This window comes from Wolbachia endosymbiont of Litomosoides sigmodontis (assembly GCF_013365435.1).
Lineage (GTDB): Bacteria > Pseudomonadota > Alphaproteobacteria > Rickettsiales > Anaplasmataceae > Wolbachia.
In genome coordinates this window covers 484,144-505,466 of sequence record NZ_CP046577.1, presented here as the reverse complement: position 1 = coordinate 505,466, position 21,323 = coordinate 484,144, and the positions used below count along the sequence as shown (strand labels likewise).

Below are 21,323 nucleotides of genomic sequence, written 5' to 3'. Positions count from 1 at the left end.
TTAAATATGGCAAAAAAAAATGCTTCTTTGCTTGTAAAGTTAATTAGCAGCGCAATAAAAATAACAAGCACAGGCGAAGAAAAATCAACAGGCTACTTTTACATAAAAAAGCGTAATCCAAAAAAGCTTACTAGGAAACTGGAGTTTAGAAAGTATGACCCAGTAGTCAGAAGGCATGTACTGTTTAAAGAAGAAAGGCTAAAGTAATTTTTTTATCAAGGAAGTTGTTACTATGCAAAATTTACAATTAAATTATCCTATAACAATAGAGTTAGATGATATAAAAGATACGAAACTGAAATTAATAAAGATTGTTGCACAGCTAATAAATAAGAGATATAGAACACAGAAAAAAGCAGCAATTGCTCTAAAGATTGACCAGCCCAAAGTATCTCAAATTAATAAGTCAAAAATTGAAGGATTCTCTTTAGAATACTTGCTCAACTTATTAGTTGCATTGGATCAAGACATAAACATGAAAATAAAACATAATCCTCAATCTATGTAACATAACATACAATAAGGTCATGTTATTCAATTGCAAGTGAGAATAAGAAAACCAATTATATTAGCTTTATTATGTACAATATTCTATTTTATATACAACTAAACCTCTTAATAGAATTAAGCTCGCTAATTTCATTTTAGACTATGTTCTAACGTCTTTTCAAGAAAAATAACTCTTGTTCAGGATACTCACTAATAATAGCCTTATTAATTTTTTAAACTTTCCCCATTTACCTCATACAGATAACAGGCAGGAAACTCATTTGCAATTTCTTTAATTTAATGGAGTGTAACTAACCTAGTACCATGGAAGCAGTTTTTGCTGGCTTTGTAGTATATTAAAATTAATATAATTGGTGGCTGAGGAGGGAATTGAACCCACGACCAAGAGATTATGATCCTCCTGCTCTACCAACTGAGCTACTCAGCCTAGTCAAAGACCTTTTTGTATATATAATCCACATATTTCGTATAATATTTTAAATCAAATAAAGATTCAAGTTCTTCAGAGTTAATGATTTCAAGTAAAGACCTGTCTTGTTTCAATTCGAATAAAAAATCACTGTTGTCCTTTTTTTTTACTTTCATTGCATTACCCTGAACAATTTTATACGCCTCTTCCCTTGCTAAACCACTATTTACTAATTCAAGTAATACACGCTGTGAGAAAATTAAACCTTTTGAAGAATTTAAGTTCTTTGCAAGATTTTCTTTATTAATCACCAATTTGTCTATCAAATCCGTTAATCGCACTAAAGCAAAATCCATTATTATGCAAGCACCAGGAGCAATATATCTTTCCACAGATGAATGTGATATATCTCGTTCATGCCACAATGCAACATTTTCTAACGCAGGAAATACGTAACTACGTATTAAACGTGAGAGTCCAGTTAAATTCTCGCTTAAAATAGGATTGCACTTATGTGGCATAGCAGAGCTTCCTTTCTGTCCAGTAGAAAAATATTCAGAAATTTCCCCAATCTCAGTTCTTTGCAAGTGACGAATTTCAACAGCAACATTTTCTATTGAGCTTGCAATTACTCCCAAAATTGAAAAGAACATGGCATGTCTATCACGAGGAATTATTTGAGACGATACGGTCTCTGGTATGAGTTCCATCCCTTTTGCCACATATTCCTCAACAAACGGATCAATATTTGCAAAATTACCTACCGCACCTGATACTTTGCAAATTGAAACTTCTTTTTGTGCATTAACTAATCTTTGATAACCACGTTTAAATTCTGCATAAAATCTAGTAAATTTTAACCCAAGCGTTGTTGGCTCTGCATGCATTCCGTGACTGCGCCCAACACATACAGTAACTTTATAGTCCTCAGCTTTTTTTTTTAACACTATAAGTAAATTTTTTAGATTCTCAAGTAGAATATTACATGACTCTTTTAGCTGTACAGCAAAGCATGTGTCTAATACATCAGAGCTTGTCATCCCGTAGTGGAGGTAACGTACATCAACTCCCACTTTTTCAGCGATATAAGTTAAAAATGCTATAACATCGTGTTTTACAGTAGATTCAATCTCGTTAATACGTTCAACATCAAATTTAATAGGACAAGAAAGCTTTTGAGCAACATTACTTGGAATTACCCCTAACTTTGCTTGAGCCTCACATGCTAACCTTTCTATTTTGAGCCATATGTTGAATTTATTATTTTCCTCCCAGATAGCAGATATCTCTTTACGGCTATAACGAGGTATCATAGAATGACCTCCACTTTTTGTTTCTAAGTATACTAACCCACAGTGCTAAATACTGAAATAGCACTAATTTAGCTATGAAAAACATTTTCTCATAGTTATAATAAAAGATTACTTTTGATCAACTTTATTACTATCAGTAGCTGCTCTAACTTCATTCTGTTCCTTCTCTTGTTATTAAATTTTTGGCTTTTACGATTTTACCTGCTTCAACTCATGTGCATCTATTTCTGACCTTACAACATGCACAGCAACTTGTACTACTACTTCACTATGAAGCTCTATATTTACTCGATACTCACCTAAATTTCTTATCTTTACTCCATTAAAAGATATTTTACGGTGATCAACTTCATACTCTTGCGACAAAGATTTTGCAACTTCCCTTGTTGTTACAGAACCAAAAATCTTACCATCTTCAGAAGCTTGCTTTACCAATACCACAAACTTACCAGCAAGAGACGCTGCTAGCTCCCTTGCCAACTTCAATTTTCTTATATTCTCTTCTTCTAAAAAAGAACACTGCTCCTCCAGTTTTGCTATACCTTCCTTAGTAGCTTTTACTGCTTTCCTTTGTGGAAAAAGAAAATTACGTGCGTAACCAGGCTTTACTTTTACAATTTCACCCAATTTACCAAGAGTTCTAATATTTTCTTTCAAAATTACTAACATATACTACCTAAACTTTTTTAGTACAGTAAGGAACAAGAGCCAAAAAACGTGCTCTTATGATTGCTAAGCGCAATTTTCTTTGTTTTTTTGCACATACCCCTGTTAATCTCCTAGGTAATATTCTACCATAGTCAGAGGTAAACCTTGATAATAAATCTGTATTCTTATAGTCTATGTCTTCATCTCTAAAAGTAGCAAGAGGACAAACTTTAGAACGCTTAAACCCAGTTCTATTATTTACAGATACATAAGAATCAGTAAAATTATTTCGCTTCTTTGTCATTATGCGCTTTGTTCCTCAATTTGTTTATTCATCATATAAGACTTACCTTCAAAAAATTTATCGACATGCACAGATAAGTGGCGAACAATGTTCTCATTGAGCTTTATTCTACGCACAAACTCATTCATAATGCTTGAGGTAGAACTTATGCACATCATACAATAATGACCACTTTTCATCTTATTTATTGGGTATGCAAAATCTAATAAACCCCAGTATTCATATTTTATCAACCCTAAAGCTTCAATGTTGTCTAAAAGCATCTCTAATATTTTATCAAATTGGCTTGATCTCGCCATCCCAAAATCTTGTAAAATCCTTTGAAAAGTCTTCATGAGGTACTTTAAAACAGCTTCCTTTAAAGGACTGACCGCATTGCAAATAAATGTATTCTTAGCAATTTGCTTACCACCATCTGTGGGCCTTATAAAATCTTGTACTATTCCTAAACCTTTTAGGTCATTTTTCAATTCTTCGCTAATTTTCAATTTTACTTCTTTCAAATTTGAAAGATCTTCTTCTAGTTCAATCCATAAAATCTTTTCAAAACTTTCCAATAAATTAGAGTAAAAAATTAGATTTTCTTGAATATCTTTAGCATGCATTTCTAAACTTCGTTTTGTAAAATTGTCATTTCCCTTTTCCAAAACACCCTTAATTTGCTGTAACATAATATCTGTTTTAATACTTCTTAACAAAACACCTAGCTCCTGAGCCATTCCTTCTACTTCTTGCTGCAATAACCCCTGTTGCGCTATGAAAGTAAATTCATAAAAATTCACTATACTTTCCTTTAATTTTGATTAAATATTTCATTATATATAACTTTTTCAGATAAGCAAGCCATTTGTATCAATTTCTATGCCTTTAATCCAGCTTAAGTTAGATATTTCATAAACAGCTTGAGGGGTAATTAGATATGTACCAGGCAGCAAGATATTCACTGTATTCTTTTCACAGAGAAGTCTGAGCATTATTTTAGTTTTGCCATTGCCACCTTTTAATACTGAATTTAACTCCATAGCAGCTTTTTGTGAATCAGCACATTCAGTAGTTAAAATTAAACTTTTCATTATAGAGGCAGTCTTTTCTGTAAATTCTGATATATCCATTCCCACTAATCTTGTTGTATTCTCCGAAGTTTTAAGATCAATTATCACAAATGTTCCAGGCGAAAATAAATTCCTTTTCTCCTCTATTACTTCATTATTGTAGAACGCTATTTCAGAAACATTATGAGGATCAGAAAGCGTAAGTATAACAAATCTCCCACGCGCTGAGGTTCTCATACGCATATTTAATATTACACCAGCAGTCTTTGCTGTCTTATTCTTTCCAATAAATCCAATATTTAGCTTCTCAAGAAAAGTTCTAAACTTTTCAAGTGGATGGCTAGTTAAATAAAACCCTAGCGAAAATAACTCATGCTCTAATTTTTCTTCTTCATTAAAATCTTTTACTTCCTTAAGTTTCGGCTTTAGAACATCAAAATTATCAAACAAAACAGCTTGATTTGATTCTCTATCCTGTCTATTTTTATTCGCAAAGTAAATCAGTGTGTCCATTGATTCGTATAGTTGTTTTCTGTTCTTATGCACACTATCACATGCTCCGGACTTAATTAGGCTTTCCAGTGCTCTTTTATTTATTATATAACCTGAATTTTGAATGAACTCCCATATGTCCTTATAAGCGCTTGAACGTGTATTCACTATCCCTTCTGCTATAGAAAAACCAACATTGCGCAGAGCAGCAATACCGTAGCGTATGTGCTTGCCCTCTATTGAGAATTCAGCCTTAGATTTTCTTATGTCAGGCAAAAGAATAGAAACACCACTAAATTTCGCAGCATGATAAAACAAATTCAATTTATCTCTATCATCGATATTCAGATTCATTAAGGCCGTAAAAAATTCTAACGGATAATTAGCTTTAAGATAAGCCGTTTGATAAGATATAACTGCATATGCGGCTGCGTGAGACTTGTTAAACCCATAACCAGCAAATTTTGCAACAAGGTCAAAAATATAACTTGCCCTATCATAATCAACGCCATTTTTTGTTGCCCCTTGAATAAAAAGTTCACGTTGTTTATCCATCTCTGCTTTAATTTTCTTACCCATAGCACGTCTTAGCAAATCCGCTTCTGCAAGACTATATCCAGAAAGAATGCGTGCTATCTCCATCACCTGTTCTTGATAGATTATCACTCCAAATGTTTCTTTTAATACACTTTCAAGTAATGGATGAATATAATCTGGTTTTTCAAGTCCGTGCTTTCTTGCGATGTAAGTTGGAATATTATCCATAGGTCCTGGACGATAAAGAGAGATTAATGCAATGATATCTTCAATGCAGTCTGGCTTTAGTTTGATTAAAGCTTCCCTCATCCCAGAACTTTCAAGCTGAAATACTCCAATTGAATCACCGTTTGAGAGCATTTCGTAAGTTTTGCAATCATTCAAGGAAATTGAGGAAACGTCAATCTTTTTCCCATTGCGATTAATTAAACGATGAACGTGATCTATTAGCGTTAATGTACTAAGTCCAAGAAAATCAAATTTTATCAGCCCAGCTTTCTCAACATACTTCATGCTGTATTGTGTAATTGGTAGAGCTGAGTTTGGATCGTAGTACACAGGAACGAAATTTTCTAATTTTTGATCACATATCACAATTCCAGCAGCATGAGTTGAAACGTGGCGATATATTCCTTCAAGCTTAAGAGAAATATCAAGAAGCTTTGCAATTACTTCATCACTATCCCGTTCTTTCTGTAAGTTTTGATCAAACTCTATTGCTTGTGATAAAGTTATAGGATTTACTGGATTAAATGGAATCATTTTAGATATTTTATCCACTTGAGTGTAAGGCATTTGTAATACCCTTCCAACATCACGCAACACGGCCTTTGCTTGTAACTTACCAAAAGTAATTATTTGAGCAACATAACCATATTTCTTTTGAACATAACCAATAACTAAGTCCCTTTTTTCCTGGCAGAAATCAATATCAAAGTCAGGCATCGATATACGATCTGGATTTAAAAATCTTTCAAAGATCAGGCCAAATTTTATTGGGTCTAAGTCTGTAATCTGCAATGCCCAAGCAACAATTGATCCAGCACCTGAACCCCTTCCTGGACCAACTGGAACGCTATTTGCCTTACTCCAGCGAATAAAGTCAGAAACTATCAAAAAGTAGCCAGCATAGTTCATTGAAGTTATTACACTTAGTTCATAATTCAGCCGGTCATAGTATTGTTTAAGGTCTATGTCTATTTCATTTGCAATACGAAACCTTAATCCTGCAGTTGCTTGCTCCTTTAATTCTTCATTCTCAGTTTTATTTTCTCGACAAGGAAATTTAGGCAAAATAGGCTGCCTGCTTCTTGGCATGTAAGAGCACCGCTTAGCTATTACTAAAGTATTATGAATTGCTTCAGGAATATCACTAAACAGCTTTTCCATTTCCTCCACAGACTTAAAATAATGCTCAGTAGTTAGCTTATTTCTGTTATTTTCCAGAGCATAACTCCCTTCCGATATACACGTTAATATATTATAAGCTTCATAGTCAGACCTATTTAGAAAAAATACATCGTTTGTTGCAACAAGTGGTATATTATGCTGGTAAGCAAAGTTTATCAAGGTTTCTTCAAGCTCCAATTCTTTATTTGACCCGTGACGCTGCAGTTCAATATATAAGTGACCATTGAACGCTGAAAGCAGTTTTTCAACTGTTTCTTTATCTTGCTTTAATAACAGCTGAGCTAATATTCCATCACATCCACCAGCTAAAGTGATCAGACCTGTGCTTAAATTTAATAGCTCACCAAAATCAACATAAGGAATATCGCTGTTATTTTGACGCTTTCTGAAAGAATCACTTACCAAAGTAACTAGATTAGTGTATCCTTGCTCATTTTTTGCAAGCAATAATATAGGTAAATTTTGTTCTGAATGCCTAACTATAATATCACATCCTGTTATTAGCTGTATTCCTTTACTTGCTGCGTATTCTGAAAATTCAAGTGAACCAAATAAATTACCCGAATCAGTAATTGCAACTGCCGGCATTTTGTTCCACAAACAAAGACTTATCAGCTCCTCAATTTTAACCGAACTTTCAAGTAAAGAATAAACACTATGAACACGCAAGTGTATAAACATCAAAAAATTTTAGATCAGCAAGCAATAATAAGGATAACATTAATTTACTCATAAAGATATAACTTCATGGAAACAAAAGCTTATTCTCAAAGTTTGTATTTAATTTTTTATACTATGTATACTTTATATCTTTACAATATTCCTAAACTTTTACTATATAAGCTGAAACGTGCTTATAAAGCGTTCAAGCACTATAGTATGCTAAATATAGCATTAATAACTGAATTTCAGTAGTTAATACCAATTCTCATTGTCAGTGCACCAAATAAGTAATATTGCGCAGACTTTATAGGATTGAGCCCATGTAAGTATGGTGGTAGGTATATAATTTTTAGCACATTTAAACTTTTTGACTTATATCAACTAGCACAATCATGATAAGAAAGGATTTTCGTGTCTTTAAATATTGCAATATTTGTTCAAAAAATATATTCATACAATTAGTGTTAACATTCGGTATAAATAAGCTATAACTCCCTCCATTTCTAGGATTAATTGCACTGTAGAGATAAAAATTTTGTATCTATCCAATTTTACTTTAACCTGTATCCTAACACCATTTTTACACCACTCGTATTCAATTTTTGAATATGTACCAACAGTAATTCATTAAAGAATGATAACTCTATCCATATAATTAATGATATTCTTTAAATGAAACATATTTTTGCTTTTTTTTTCATTATTATCTATCCATTCCTTATAAAGGGATAATTGGTATAACCACCCTATTTCTGCCACTATTTTTTGCTCTATATAAATATTTATCAGCGCGTACTATAAATTTTTTGATACTATCAAGATCTGATTCTTGCATTTCTGCAATCCCAATGCTCACAGTTACATTGTGTGTTATGTTCTTATCCGAAAGTATAAAAGGTTCTGTAGCAATAATTTTACGTATCCTCTCTGCAACAATGTATGCATCTGATATATTGGTATCTGGCATTACAACAACAAATTCCTCACCGCCAAACCTAGCTAACAAATCTGTCACTCTAATGTTTTCAGAAATTCTCTTCTGTATTTGCTTTAAAAGTTCATCTCCGGCACTATGTCCAAAATCGTCATTTACTATCTTAAAATAGTCTATATCTAGTATCATAAGAGATAATCTCCTATTCTTCTCTACAGAGTCTTTGACAATGTTTCTTAAATGCGCGTCAAAATATCTTCTGTTGTAACAGTTAGTGAGTGGATCTTTTATGGACATTTCTGCATTGTTAAATAAGTTCATCCTCAAGGCATCTTGGTATCTTTTGCGTTTCACTTGTAAATTAACTCTTGCTATTAATTCACTTTCATCCAGAGGCACTGTTAGGTAATCATTAGCTCCTACATCAAGTGCTTTTACTAAGTTGTTTTTATTATAATCTTCTGAAAGGATCAGAATTGGTGTATATCGTGTTTCTACTTTGCTACGAAACTCAGAACACAAACGCAGTCCGTCAGTTTTTAAAAATTGCATGTCAGAAATAATTAGATCATAGTTACCCTCAATACCAATCTTCAATGCCTCCATTGGATCATTTAGTATATTAATTGACCTAAAGCGTTGCTTTAGTATATTATATATCTGCTCTGCTTGAAAGATGTCCTCATCTACAACAAGTATGTTGGAATCAAAGATCTGATTAGAATAGTCCATAATACTGCTTCCTGCCACCCCGCCAATCTCAGCATTAGTTTCTCCTCTTAAACGTAGTTCATCTATAATCATCTTTAAGCGTGTGAGAGACTTAATTCTTGCAGATAAGGCAGTTTCATCTATTGGTTTAGTTAGGAAGTCATCTGCACCAGCGTTAATGCCTTGCACTCTATCGTGAGTGTCATGTAGTGCAGTCACCATAATTATTGGAATATGGGTTGTTAAGGGATCGCTCTTTAAGTTCTTACAAACCTTAAAGCCATTTATTTTTGGCATCATGATATCGAGTAATATAATATCAGGCTGTTGCTTTGCCACTAAATTTATTGCTTCTTCACCATCATGAGCTACAATAACCGTATAGTACTCTGCTTTTAGTCGAGCTTCTAAAAGCTTAACATTAGATGGTACGTCATCTACTACCAGAATCCTCGCTGTCATTACCTTTAGGTATATTATCTATGTTATAAGTAGGATAAAGTTTACCATCCTTACCAATTATATAATTTACTTTTTCAGCGTTATATCCCTTATATAACTCTTCAATTCCAGCATCTTTTAACAACTTCCTAGCTTTTGATTTTATGATAATAAGATACCTATAGATATTCTTAATAAGATCAATGAATACAGGTACCTTATTTTTATCAAGAACAATTATACTAACTAAAACTACAAATAGAACTTCTGAAAGACCTATACTAAACATTTTTCTTATAAAGCAAGTACTTTAATTCTTCTAATTATAAATATTAATTTGCTTAAATCAAGTTTAGAAGCAACCATCTCATCTAAAAAACTGTTGTAACGTTCTATGCAATCTTTATCATTGCGGGCCCAAGTTTGAACCTTATCTCCGTAGTTATTAGTGGCTTTTATAACTTTGACAGCTAGATTATAGTGATAATTACTTAAATCGTCTAGTAAATCGTTAATTAAACTACGATCCCAATAAGAGGAATAACTTTTCATCTTAACAGCAATTGTTCTAATCAGGTCAAACCTCAGCAGTGATTTTAACTCAAAGTATATTTTTCCAGCATCAAGGGTAGACAAGGACGTTTGCTCAGCGATAGATATGATATCCAGCGCATAAGCAAGGACGCACAGGTCAGCAGCTTTTTTTGCTAGATTTTTATTTATATTGAGTTCTGCTAAAAAAGAAGATTCACGGTTATAGGTTTTTAATAGGTGTTCGTCTAGAATTTCAGTTAAATTCTGGCCTAAAGTTTCAATTGCATTTTTAAATTTTGTAATATTATCTTGCTCTGCAAAGCTAAGTTTGCCAAGATTTTTTACTAACCAAAATGATACTCTACCGATAAATTTCTGCACATTTCTCACTATTTGCAAGTATGAATTGATATTAATCTTTCCGTCTAATTCATCAATTTCTTGCCATAAGCTATTTAAACTGTACAAGTGATTAACAACAATATAAACATTCACCGCTTCATACACTTTAATTCCAGTACTTTCAACCAGATTATTAATAAATATACATCCCATCCTATTCACTACATCATTTACAATGCAGGTGGAAATGATTTCTCTGTGAAGTTGATGTTTTAATATGGAATCCTTGAACTCCATTACCATCTTTTGTGGAAAGTAATTTAATAAGTAATTGCGGCACAAAAAATCTTTTTCAGGCAAGTCAGAATGTATAATTTCATTTTTTATTGCTGTTCTAGCATAAGACATTAAAACAGAAAGCTGAGGAGAGCTAAAGCCCTCCGCTCCAGTTAACATTCTAGCTATTTCCTCATCTGCAGGAAGAAACTCTACACTTCGATTTAACAGTCCAGATTTTTCCAAATTGAGTAATAACCTATGGTGCTGCTCTAACCTCTCTTTAGCTTGTAAGCACTCAAGAAGTAATGCTTTTGTTTCAATTCTGTTATGGTCTTCAAGTACCTTAGATGCAACTTCATTCACCATGCTAGCCAGTATTTTATTCCTTTTTTCCAAAGAAATATTACCTCCTTTCATAACTGAGACGAATGCAATTTTGATATTAACTTCAAGGTCAGAACATATTACTCCTGCTGAATTGTCAACAAAATCTGCATTGATATATCCACCTCTTTTAGCATATTCTATTCTTCCAAGTTGGGTGCAACCAAGATTGCCACCTTCTATGAACATAGAAGCTCTAATATTCTCTCCGTTCACTCTTAATTCGTCGTTTGCTTTATCACCAACCGTATCGTGGCTTTCACCCTTTGCTTTAACAAACGTGCCAATCCCTCCATTCCATATAAAATCCACTTTTGCTTTCAAAAGATATTGAATTAAATCACTTGGAGATAATGTGTCTTTCGTTATATCAAAGCACTTTTTCATCTCTTGAGAGATATTTACTTGCTTGCTGCTGCGTTCGAATATTCCACCGCCATGAGAAATCAGATCTTTGTTATAGTCCATCCAAGTTGAAAATGGTAACTCAAAAAGGCGTTTACGTTCTGCAAAACTCTTTTCTGCATTAGGGTTTGGATCAACAAAAATATGCATGTGGTTAAATGCACCGATTAAACGTATATTTTTTGAAAGCAGCATACCATTTCCGAACAGGTCGCCAGCCATGTCTCCGATTCCAACAATACTCACACCTTGGTAAATATCCTTATTCATTTTCCAAAAGTGCCTCTGTGCTGCAATCCACGCTCCTCTAGCCGTAATACCCATCTTTTTATGGTCATAACCTGCTGATCCACCAGATGCAAATGCATCACCAAGCCAAAAATTATACTCATAGGCTATTTGGTTAGCATAGTCAGAAAATGAGGCAGTACCTTTATCTGCTGCAACTACTAAATACGGATCATCTTCATCATATCTAACTACGTTTTCTGGTGGAACTATTTTACCATCAACTATGTTATCAGTAATAGCAAGCATGCCTCTAATAAAATCCTTATAGCACTCAATACCTTTCTTCCTTAAGATATTTTTGTCTTTGTACACTTTCTTTATTACAAATCCACCCTTTGCACCAACAGGGACAATGACTGCATTTTTTGTCATCTGAGCCTTCATGAGGCTTAAAACTTCAGTACGAAAATCTTCTGTCCTATCTGACCATCTTAGACCTCCACGTGCTAATTTTCCCCCTCTTAAATGTATTCCTTCAAAAAGGTTTGAATAAACATACAATTCACGATATGGACACGGATCTGGCAGACCATTTATTTTACTTGAATCAAATTTTATAGATAAGCGGGATTTATCATCTTGATAGTAACTGGTCCTTAAAATAGCCATTATCAAGTTAAATATTGAGCGCAAGACGTAATCATGCGAAACGTTGCTAATCTCTTTTAAGAATTCCTCGATTTTTTCTCTAAAAATGTTTGTAGTTTCTATTCTATCAATATCTATACTAGGATCAAATCTTACATGAAATAACTGTGTCAAATACTTTATTATTTTTGGATATTCTGAGACTACTTTTTGAATGTATTCTGGGTTGTAGTTAAATGACGTCTGCTTCAGGTAAGCACTTAGCGCCCTAACTAAAAGCACTTCTTTCCATTCCAGACCAGCAATAATAATTAAGCTATTGAAATAATCATTTTTAATTTCCTTTCTAAACACTTTTGCAAGCGTTATTTCAAATTGTTCCTTAAGAGTAATGTTATCTATCAATTCGTCAACTCTTGACAATACAAAATGGTGTATCCATATACCACCATTGATTTCTATATAATAACCATTATGCGATAGAATTTTTGCTCCTAGATTCTTAGTGATTCTTAATATCTTTGACAATTCAAGGCCTCCATTGCCTGGAGTGTAAACTTTTAACTGATAATTGAGATTATCGTGAGTAAGCCTTAAATCGACTTCGCTAACTCCCTTCTTCCTTACTGTCTCTAATTTCTTCATGTCATAATATGCATCATGAGGTTCAAAGCTCTCTTGATAACTTATCGGAAATGCCTTGCAATAACGGACGAATATATCTTCAACAGTGCTAAGAGTGTTATACAAATTATCTATAAAACGGTCTTCCCATTTTTCTGTAATGTTTCTTAACTTGTTTTCGATACGCAAAACTTCATCGTCAAAAACATGAGCATCCTTAACCTTTAGTACTACGTGCAACTTCATTAAATCATATTCATTGATAATGTGATTGTTATAAATATCTGAATTTGCTGCGTTTATTTCATCTTTTAATATATCACGTATCTTGAACATTAACCTTGAGCTTGCATAACGCATCGGTATCAGCACTATGCAACTAATAAAGTCCCTTGCTTTTCTTAAAAACAATTTTACTCTTGGCCTAATTGCAAGAGACATAATTGAAATACAAATCTTAAATAACTCATCCTCATTTGATTGAAATAGCTCATCACAAGAGAATGCTTGTAAAATAGAAATTAAAGCTTTATTATTGTGACCACCAGGCAAAAATCCTGCTCTCTTTTCTATTATTTTAACTTTATCTCTTATCAACGGAATAGTTCGAATGTCTTGAACTTCTGCTACAGAAGTGAATAACCCGAAAAAATGCCGTTCCTTTACCACATCACCTTGGTTGTTAGATTCTTTTACACCTATACAATTCATGTATGTACGCTTATGAACTATTGAAGTTAAGTCTGATCTCAATATGTATAAAGGATATAAGCCTTCAGAGGAGATCGATGAATTCCGATACTCTTGACTTGTTTTCATTAAACCAAGATTTCCTTCATCATTGGGAACTAGCTTTCCATCCTTGTCTGCAATAAGTTCTTGATAACCTAAAAATACAAAGTTATTATTTTTTAGCCAAGCCAAAAAATCTCCGCCTGATGTCATCTTAGTGTAGGGTACTAATTGGATCTCAGTGTCAACTACTCGGGCAATGGAAAGAGGATCTTTTGCCTCATCAAGTCTCTTAAGCATTAATGGCCAGTCTTTTACAACACAATTGACTGCCTCTAGTGTTTTTTGCAACGACTTTTTTAATATATCAACAAAACTATTACTTATACCTTTAATAATTACATATATCACTGATTCCTTGATACCATTATCCTCTTCTAAATTACAAATTTCGTTAATCATGCCACTTTTTCTTTGTATATTAATTATACTATTACTATAGTAGCATATGGGTAAGTTATGCGACTTGATGGTAGCAATAACAGAATCAACCAAGAAAGGCATATCGTTATTTATTACCTTAATTGTAGTAAAATTACCTTCTATTCCTGGTATGTCACTTGCATTACTTACCATCAATTTGCTTTCTTCTTTTTCTTTTTTGGAAATGAAGCTATATGCATCTTCTACAATGTATAAAAGAAATTTATCATTAATCTTTAAATCACTATTATAAACAAAATTATAAAAATATTTGATAAACTCTTTAACTTTTGCCTTTTCTTTCTGGTTTTCTTGATTAACCAACTTTAATAAAGACTCAGTGTCAACACTGTAATCCACACACATCTTTTTTAACTAAAATATATAATAAACCTAAACCTTTTTAACTAAGATTTCATTATTAAAAGCGTACACTATTAATCTATCACCTTCTGCTACTTCTCCCGATAAAATCAACTTAGCTAAGTTATTTTGAATACATTCTTGTATTACCCTTTTTAGTGGTCTTGCCCCATATTCATAGTCATAGCCAACTTGTGCTATTAATTCTTTAGCTTCCTGTGATAAACTTATACTTAGTTTGCGCTTAACAATTATTTTTTGTAGATAAAGAAATTGAATATCTATGATTTTGTAAATGTCTTCCTTGGTTAAACTATGAAATATAATAATTTCATCAAGCCTGTTCAAAAACTCAGGACGAAATGTTGACTTAACTATTTGCATCACTTCACTCTTTGTAGAGTCGACAACTCCTTTGAGCATTATTTCAGCACCAAGGTTAGAAGTTAAAATTAGTATAGTATTGCGGAAATCAATTAGCTTGCCATGGCTATCGGTAAGCCTGCCTTCATCTAAAATCTGCAATAATAGATTAAATATATCTGAACTTGCTTTCTCTATTTCATCAAACAATATTACTTGATATGGCCTTCTTCTTACTGCTTCAGTTAATCTTCCACCTTGCTCATAGCCAACATATCCTGGAGGTGCACCAATTAACTTTGAAACGGAATGTTTTTCCATGTATTCTGACATATCAAAGCGCAGAAGTGCTGATTGATCATCAAACAGAAATTCAGCAAGGGCTTTCGCAAGTTCAGTTTTTCCAACTCCAGTTGGGCCTAAAAATAAAAATGAACCGAAAGGTCGATTAGTATCCTGAACACCAGAACGGGAGCGCCTAACTGCATTACTTATTGCTTCTATTGCATCCTTTTGCCCTATCACCCTTTTCCCTATTTCATTTTCCATGCTAAGGAGTTTTTCTCTTTCACTATGCATCATATTATCAACTGGAATTCCTGTCCACCTTGAAACAATATTTGCAATATCATCTTCGGTAACTTCTTTCTTTAAGAAACTATCAGTAACTTCTTCCTGATTTATTAATTTATTTTCAAGTTGAGGAATCACACCATACATCAGTTCTCCTGCTCTTTCTAAATTTCCACTACGCTGGACTAATTCCAGCTCTTTTCTTGCATTATCTAATTTCTCAGCTGTTTCTTGTATTCTAGCTATTTTATTCTTTTCTATTTGCCATTTACTGTTTAATTCAGCAAATTTACTATTTAGGTTTTCGATTTCTTCATTTATCTTCTTTAGGCGCTGCTTAGAATTCTCATCACGTTCTTTTTTCAAAGCTTCTGACTCAATTTTTAGCTGTACAATCTTCCTTTCAAGTTCATCAATAATCTCAGGTTTGCTATCCATTTCAATTCTCACCCTGCTCGCTGCTTCATCAATCAAGTCGATCGCCTTATCAGGTAAAAATCTATCTGTTATGTACCTATCAGATAACGTTGCAGCAGCAATTATTGCACCATCCGTAATTCTGATACCATGATGCACTTCATATCTTTCTTTCAAACCCCTTAGTATAGAGATAGTATCAGTTTCAGTTGGTTGAGAAATAAACACAGGCTGGAAACGCCTTGCAAGCGCAGGATCTTTTTCTATATGTTCACGATACTCATCTAAAGTTGTGGCTCCTATACAGCGAATTTCTCCGCGTGCAAGAGCAGGCTTCAGCAGATTTGAAGCGTCCATTGCACCACTTGTCGCTCCTGCCCCAACTAAAGTATGAAGCTCATCTATAAACAAGATAACTTTTCCCTCTGCTTTTGAAAGCTCATTAATAACAGCCTTTAACCTTTCTTCGAACTCTCCTCTAAATTTTGTTCCAGCAATTAATGCACCAAGATCTAAGGATAAAACTTTTGCGTCACGTAAACCAAGCGGCACGTCATTTGCAACAATTCTATTTGCAAGACCTTCAACTATTGCAGTTTTTCCAACACCAGGTTCACCTATTAGTACTGGGTTATTCTTTGTTCGTCTCAGTGATACTTGCATGGTTCTCCTAATCTCTTCATCACGACCAATTACGGGATCAAGCTTGCCTTGCATAGCAAGACCTGTAACATCTTTTGTGTATTTCTTCGCCGCATTTAATTTTTCCTCACTGTTAGGCGAATCTGCACTATTACCTTTTCTCATTTCTGCAATAACTGAACTCAATTTTTGTAGTGTGACACCATTTTCTGTCAGAATTTTACCTACAGTATCATTTTTTTGTGCAGTCAATCCCTGCAGTAAACGTTCAACGGTGACAAATAAATCTTTGTTCCTCTTAGCCAGATCAATTGAATCTTCAAAGACTTTTGCTACTTCTCTTGAGAGTTGAAGACCACTACTTCCTGGACCTTCAATTACTGGAATTTTTTTTATTACGTTACTCACAGCTTCAGAAATACTTTGCATATCTCCACCGCAAGCACTTATTAAATCCTGAATTAAACCTGATTCATCCTCAAGCATCACTTTTAGTAAATGCTCAGGCATAAAAACCTGATGCCCTGCTCCCAATGCTTTCATTTGGGCACTTTGAATTAGGCTTTTTGCTTTTTCGGTAAATTTATTTAAGTCCATAATATAAGCTTAACTCTAATTTTTTGCTATATATAGCAATTGTTTCCTTGATTTTAAACTAGAAGTTGTTTGCTGCTAGGTAAAATTTTATGATTATTGTTCTCAACACATGCAACTAACATCTTAGACTTACATGCATAATTACCATTTTTCACCATAAAATTGCAAGAAATTAAGGTTAACACTATATGCTATAATCAAAACTCGTCAAGTATTTTTTATGTTAAAATTTGCCAAGTTATTTTTTTGCTTGATATTGACTATGTAAAGACTATATACGCTACAAGCACCCAATAAACACCATTTTTCTACATATTTAAAACATAGTTATTCAAGAGCCCTATTGATATTTAGCGATATTTGTAGTAAAATGATAATCTAGGATTTAGAATAAAAATTTATGACTGAAGCCCAGGGTCCAAACATTGCGGAGTGGCAAGCTCAACAACGATACCAGGAGCATCAAGTAGAAAAGAGCGGTTTTGGTCTTGGTTATAGTGATTCTGTTGCAACAATTGTAGATGGAATGAAGTGGCTATTCAACTTTCATGAAGGTGCAATTTCTGCTTACAGCAATGTGCTTGAAAGTTTGGTAAGCGGCAATCTTGCAACGTTATTTGGAAAATCAGGCAATATGTTTGGTATAAAGTTTTTTGAGAATTTTGCAGAACATTTTTCAGGTAGCAATGGAGAAGATATGCTATCAGAAGGAATGGGTATAGCCAATAGTGAAGAAGGGCTTCATCAAGATGATTTTCCACATGCTAGTAATCAAATTGCTAATAATGCCAATGGCTTGCATGACATACATGATGCAGGTAATTACCATGGTCAGTCTTTTTCACCTAGCCCTTCACCACTCGTTGATGATGGCCATGAACATAAACTTAGTGATTAGATGAATTTTATTTTATGAGTTATTGAATAATTGCAAATATTTGAGAAGTGGCGCTTCTCCTAAATTAATTATAATTAACATGAGTTTATTTTAGTGAAAAAAATTTCAGTTTTAGGATCGACAGGAAACATTGGAAAAAAGACCGTAGATTTACTCTTGAAGAGGAATGAAGAATATCAAGTAGAAGCACTCAGTACCTATTCAAATTTTGCTCTACTGGCATATCAAGCAAAGCTGCTAAATGCAAGGTATGTTGCTATCTCTAATGAAAGGTTTTACAAAGATTTAAAAGAAAGCCTATTTGGTACAGGCATCAAAGTAGAAGTTGGTGCTGATGGTCTAGCAAATATTGCTTCTCTGCCAGTTGATCTCTCAGTTATTGCAGTAGTTGGCATTGCAGGCCTTGAGCCAATCATGTGCGTCATAGAGAGTGGTACTAAAGTCATTGCATTAGCAAATAAAGAAAGTATTGTTTGTGGTGGAAAATTATTACTTAAGAAAACTGAAGAAAAAAACGTACAGATAATTCCTATTGACTCTGAACACAACGCAATTTTTCAAGTTTTGCAGAATAGCAATAGATGTGTAGAAAAAATTATACTTACTGCTTCTGGTGGTTCATTTTTAAATTATAGCCTTGAACAATTAAAAGATGTTACGGTAGGCCAAACACTTAGTCACCCTATTTGGAATATGGGAAAGAAAATCTCAGTTGATAGTGCAACTATGATGAATAAAGCACTGGAAATGATAGAAGCATATAACTTATTTAATATTAGCCCAAACAAAATTGAAGCAATAGTACATCCTGAATCTATAATACATGGGATTGTAGCTTATAAAGATGGTTTCAACTTTGCTGTGCTCGCAGAAGCTGATATGACAATTCCCATTTCATATGCTCTGTCTTGGCCAGAAAGTTCGGCCTTGAGTTATAAATTGGATTTAACAAAGCAAAAACTAACCTTTCAAGAGCTGGATTATAGGCGCTTTCCTGCGCTAAAGCTTAGCATGGAAGTGTTAAATTCCTCTTCTCCACACATAAATAGTATAGTGCTTAATGCTGCAAATGAGGTAGCTGTTGATAAATTTTTAAAATCAAGAATTTCCTTTTTGGAAATAACAAAAGTAGTAGAGTCAACAGTAGAGAATTTTGTCAATTACACTGACATTAACTCGCTACCTGATATAATAAACATTGATCTTGAAAGTCGCGCTATTGCTAAAGAAATTATCAAAAATAAAGTTCTTAAGTTATCATAGTAGCCGATAGAAATAAGAAATTTATTTAACAAATCTTGCCAGCCTTCTTTAACCATAACATTAAGGCCTTTTACCTAACATAAGCTTAAGCTTTAATTGTTAAAGCATGAGATAGTAAAAACGCAAATTTTGAGAACAGGTAGTGAATAATTAGCTAACAGTAGTTCTTTTGCTTCTCTCTTACTTAATAAATTTCTTAAAACTTATAGCTGAAACAATTTATATTAATTACCACTATATAAGAAACGGATAGAGAATATATGAAAAAGAAATCACGTAGCAAAAATATGTGCATTTCAAAAACAACATTAACTACATGGATTAAAGAGAAGTAAAATTGTTTACTTCTCTCAATGTCGTAAAAAAACTAGATTGAATTAAAGTCAATTTGGATAAGTTGAAGTATGGATATAAGAAAATCTTAGTATTACCATTAAAAAAAATAGAATTAAGAATTCTAGAAAAAATTTAGCTTAAATGTCAGTAAATCTACAGTAATACGAAAATGAAGTTTTTGTATATTGCGTCAAGGCCAATTCACAGTGAACAAGATATAAAGTAGATAAGAAAAGTGCAAAAAACATGAATGAAATTATTGGGTAAGCATCATGAATAAGAGTTATTTTTCTTTAATGAATTGCGTTTTATCATACATTCGAAAATTAGACATAAATAGTTTGAAAAAGGTGTTAGAACATAGGTTAAAGTAAAATTAAGTAGAAAAAAAATTTTATCTTTACAGTACAATTAATTCTAGAAATGAAAAAAATTCTAGCTTATTTGCACCGAATATTAATACTAACTGAGAGACTTTGGTATCTAATTTACACTCTTATCCCACTACTTCTTTACATGAGGTGTTTCTAGCAATAAATTTTCTTAAGTGTATTAAAATTGGTATTTTTGGTGCAGGTGATATTTAAACTTAAAACAACATTCTAAAAAACTTTTCTATGTAGTTTAATTCCTCTACGTCATTTACTGCATAAAGTGGTGTAATTTGCTGCTCTACACCTGGTATTTCTATAAAAATTTTACCTACTTCTTGCCCTTTTTTAATGGGTGCAGGTATTATATCTTTATGTTCAACACGCACCTTAATTTTATCACGAAGATTGCGGTTATAAGTTATGGTAACGTCGTGTGCAACTGTAACAGATACTTTTCTCTCCTTTCCGTATAGGACATTTATTTCTTCAATTACACTGTTCTTAGCAAATATTTTCTTAGTATTAAAATGATTAAAGGAATACTGTATCAGTCTTTTTGCTTCTTCTATTCGCTCTTTTTCAGAGTTTAAGCCATTTACAACAACAAAAATTCTCCTATCATTTCGTTTCGCAGAAACTACAATACCGTAACCACCAGTATTTGTGTAACCAGTCTTTAAGCCATCAACTCCAATATCATGGAAAAGTAAAAGGTTTTTATTTTTTTGTACAATATCGTTATATGTTAGATATTGTTCAGAGAATAAATCGTAATATTCAGGAAAATCAGTAAAAATCCTTTTTGCTAGTACTACTAAATCCTTTGCACTCATAAAATGATCCTCATCTGGCCATCCGCTTGAATTAACAAAGTAACTGTTGCTTAGGTTTAAGTTTTGTGCAATTTCGTTCATTTCAATTACAAAATCCTCTTCTGATCCGGCAATGCCCTCAGCTAGTGTTATGCAAGCATCATTACCTGAAACCGTTACAATTCCTTCAAGCAGTTCTTTCACCGAAACAGATTGACCTTCCTTTAAAAACATAGAAGAGCCTTTTCTCTCCCACGCTTTTCTACTTACTTGAAATTTGTCTTTTATATCTATTATTCCAGCTTTTAAATAAGCAAATGCTACATATAAAGTCATTAGCTTGCTCATTGAAGATGGAGCCATCTTTTCGTCAGAATTATGTTCAAAAATGAATAAGCCTGAGGCTAAATCTAAAACTGCTGCTTGCTTTGCTTTAGTTCTAAATTGATATGAATATGAAGAAAAAGGAAGTACAAAAATTAACAGCAGGATTACCAACTTGCCTAATATGTTCATAACTTCAAATGTATTGTGCACTAATTAATAGTATAATTTTACATACATATTTCAATGAAATTAAGATAAAACTTTTATATGTA

14 protein-coding genes and 1 tRNA gene are annotated in these 21,323 nt (G+C 33.1%); 4 read left to right on the top strand and 11 right to left on the bottom strand.

The features are described 5' to 3' along the window. Nucleotides 1-6 precede the first annotated feature (6 nt). Both rpmG and GOY07_RS02130 read left to right on the top strand, forming a co-directional pair. The gene (gene rpmG, locus GOY07_RS02135) at nucleotides 7-207 is read left to right on the top strand and encodes a 50S ribosomal protein L33 (RefSeq protein ID WP_175837867.1); all 201 of its coding nucleotides are present in this window, start codon (nucleotides 7-9) and stop codon (nucleotides 205-207) included. Nucleotides 208-232: 25 nt separating this feature from the next. Next, nucleotides 233-508 (top strand): helix-turn-helix domain-containing protein, encoded by a 276-nt coding sequence (locus tag GOY07_RS02130; protein ID WP_175837865.1) that lies wholly within the window; start codon nucleotides 233-235, stop codon nucleotides 506-508. A gap of 353 nt (nucleotides 509-861) precedes the next feature. On the opposite strand, the gene GOY07_RS02125 is transcribed toward GOY07_RS02130, so the two are convergent. The 10 genes from GOY07_RS02125 to clpB all read right to left on the bottom strand — a co-directional run bounded on the left by GOY07_RS02125 (nucleotide 862) and on the right by clpB (nucleotide 17,041). Continuing rightward, nucleotides 862-937: transfer RNA gene (locus GOY07_RS02125), tRNA-Met, on the bottom strand. Continuing rightward, nucleotides 937-2,232: an adenylosuccinate lyase gene (purB, locus tag GOY07_RS02120; protein WP_175837864.1), complete on the bottom strand. Its 1,296-nt coding sequence runs from the start codon at nucleotides 2,230-2,232 to the stop codon at nucleotides 937-939. Before purB ends, GOY07_RS02125 begins: the two co-directional genes overlap by 1 nt. A 189-nt stretch (nucleotides 2,233-2,421) precedes the next feature. Then, nucleotides 2,422-2,901 carry a 50S ribosomal protein L9 gene (gene rplI, locus GOY07_RS02115; protein ID WP_175837862.1) on the bottom strand — a complete coding sequence of 160 codons (480 nt, stop codon included), beginning with the start codon at nucleotides 2,899-2,901 and terminating at the stop codon, nucleotides 2,422-2,424. A 7-nt stretch (nucleotides 2,902-2,908) separates the two neighbouring features. Next, nucleotides 2,909-3,184, bottom strand: a complete 276-nt coding sequence (rpsR, locus tag GOY07_RS02110) for a 30S ribosomal protein S18 (RefSeq protein ID WP_175837860.1) — start codon at nucleotides 3,182-3,184, stop codon at nucleotides 2,909-2,911. Beyond that, nucleotides 3,184-3,966, bottom strand: a complete 783-nt coding sequence (rpsF, locus tag GOY07_RS04660) for a 30S ribosomal protein S6 (protein WP_175837858.1) — start codon at nucleotides 3,964-3,966, stop codon at nucleotides 3,184-3,186. The genes rpsR and rpsF overlap by 1 nt, the downstream gene beginning before the upstream one ends. A gap of 48 nt (nucleotides 3,967-4,014) precedes the next feature. Continuing rightward, a complete protein-coding gene (gene dnaE, locus GOY07_RS02100; RefSeq protein ID WP_175837856.1) occupies nucleotides 4,015-7,356 on the bottom strand; it encodes a DNA polymerase III subunit alpha in 3,342 nt (1,113 codons plus the stop codon). Nucleotides 7,357-8,056: 700 nt separating this feature from the next. Then, nucleotides 8,057-9,445, bottom strand: coding sequence for a PleD family two-component system response regulator (locus GOY07_RS02095; RefSeq protein WP_175837854.1), 1,389 nt, complete (start codon nucleotides 9,443-9,445; stop codon nucleotides 8,057-8,059). Then, complete coding sequence (gene tatB / locus GOY07_RS02090) at nucleotides 9,417-9,713, bottom strand: Sec-independent protein translocase subunit TatB (RefSeq protein WP_175837852.1); 297 nt, start codon at nucleotides 9,711-9,713, stop codon at nucleotides 9,417-9,419. The genes GOY07_RS02095 and tatB overlap by 29 nt, the downstream gene beginning before the upstream one ends. 5 nt (nucleotides 9,714-9,718) lie before the next feature. After that, entirely contained in the window at nucleotides 9,719-14,452 is a 4,734-nt protein-coding gene (locus GOY07_RS02085; protein ID WP_175837850.1) for an NAD-glutamate dehydrogenase, read from the bottom strand. A 27-nt stretch (nucleotides 14,453-14,479) separates the two neighbouring features. Then, nucleotides 14,480-17,041 carry an ATP-dependent chaperone ClpB gene (clpB, locus tag GOY07_RS02080; RefSeq protein WP_175837848.1) on the bottom strand — a complete coding sequence of 854 codons (2,562 nt, stop codon included), beginning with the start codon at nucleotides 17,039-17,041 and terminating at the stop codon, nucleotides 14,480-14,482. Nucleotides 17,042-17,441: 400 nt separating this feature from the next. On the opposite strand from clpB, the gene GOY07_RS02075 reads away from it, so the two are divergent. Then, nucleotides 17,442-17,939, top strand: coding sequence for a hypothetical protein (locus tag GOY07_RS02075; protein WP_175837846.1), 498 nt, complete (start codon nucleotides 17,442-17,444; stop codon nucleotides 17,937-17,939). Between the two features lie 93 nt (nucleotides 17,940-18,032). Continuing rightward, nucleotides 18,033-19,202, top strand: coding sequence for a 1-deoxy-D-xylulose-5-phosphate reductoisomerase (gene dxr / locus GOY07_RS02070; protein WP_175837844.1), 1,170 nt, complete (start codon nucleotides 18,033-18,035; stop codon nucleotides 19,200-19,202). Between the two features lie 925 nt (nucleotides 19,203-20,127). Here dxr and GOY07_RS02065 read toward each other — a convergent pair. Further along, the gene (locus GOY07_RS02065; RefSeq protein WP_175838516.1) at nucleotides 20,128-21,234 is read right to left on the bottom strand and encodes a D-alanyl-D-alanine carboxypeptidase family protein; all 1,107 of its coding nucleotides are present in this window, start codon (nucleotides 21,232-21,234) and stop codon (nucleotides 20,128-20,130) included. Between the last annotated feature and the right edge of the window lie 89 nt (nucleotides 21,235-21,323).

Coding starts and splice junctions, on each gene's coding strand:
- dnaE (WP_175837856.1), bottom strand. CDS start 7,356: ATGTTTATACACTTGCGTGTTCATAGTGTTTATTCTTTACTTGAAAGT.
- GOY07_RS02085 (WP_175837850.1), bottom strand. CDS start 14,452: ATGTGTGTGGATTACAGTGTTGACACTGAGTCTTTATTAAAGTTGGTT.
- clpB (WP_175837848.1), bottom strand. CDS start 17,041: ATGGACTTAAATAAATTTACCGAAAAAGCAAAAAGCCTAATTCAAAGT.
- GOY07_RS02130 (WP_175837865.1), top strand. CDS start 233: ATGCAAAATTTACAATTAAATTATCCTATAACAATAGAGTTAGATGAT.
- purB (WP_175837864.1), bottom strand. CDS start 2,232: ATGATACCTCGTTATAGCCGTAAAGAGATATCTGCTATCTGGGAGGAA.
- GOY07_RS02095 (WP_175837854.1), bottom strand. CDS start 9,445: ATGACAGCGAGGATTCTGGTAGTAGATGACGTACCATCTAATGTTAAG.
- tatB (WP_175837852.1), bottom strand. CDS start 9,713: ATGTTTAGTATAGGTCTTTCAGAAGTTCTATTTGTAGTTTTAGTTAGT.
- GOY07_RS02075 (WP_175837846.1), top strand. CDS start 17,442: ATGACTGAAGCCCAGGGTCCAAACATTGCGGAGTGGCAAGCTCAACAA.
- rpmG (WP_175837867.1), top strand. CDS start 7: ATGGCAAAAAAAAATGCTTCTTTGCTTGTAAAGTTAATTAGCAGCGCA.
- rplI (WP_175837862.1), bottom strand. CDS start 2,901: ATGTTAGTAATTTTGAAAGAAAATATTAGAACTCTTGGTAAATTGGGT.
- rpsR (WP_175837860.1), bottom strand. CDS start 3,184: ATGACAAAGAAGCGAAATAATTTTACTGATTCTTATGTATCTGTAAAT.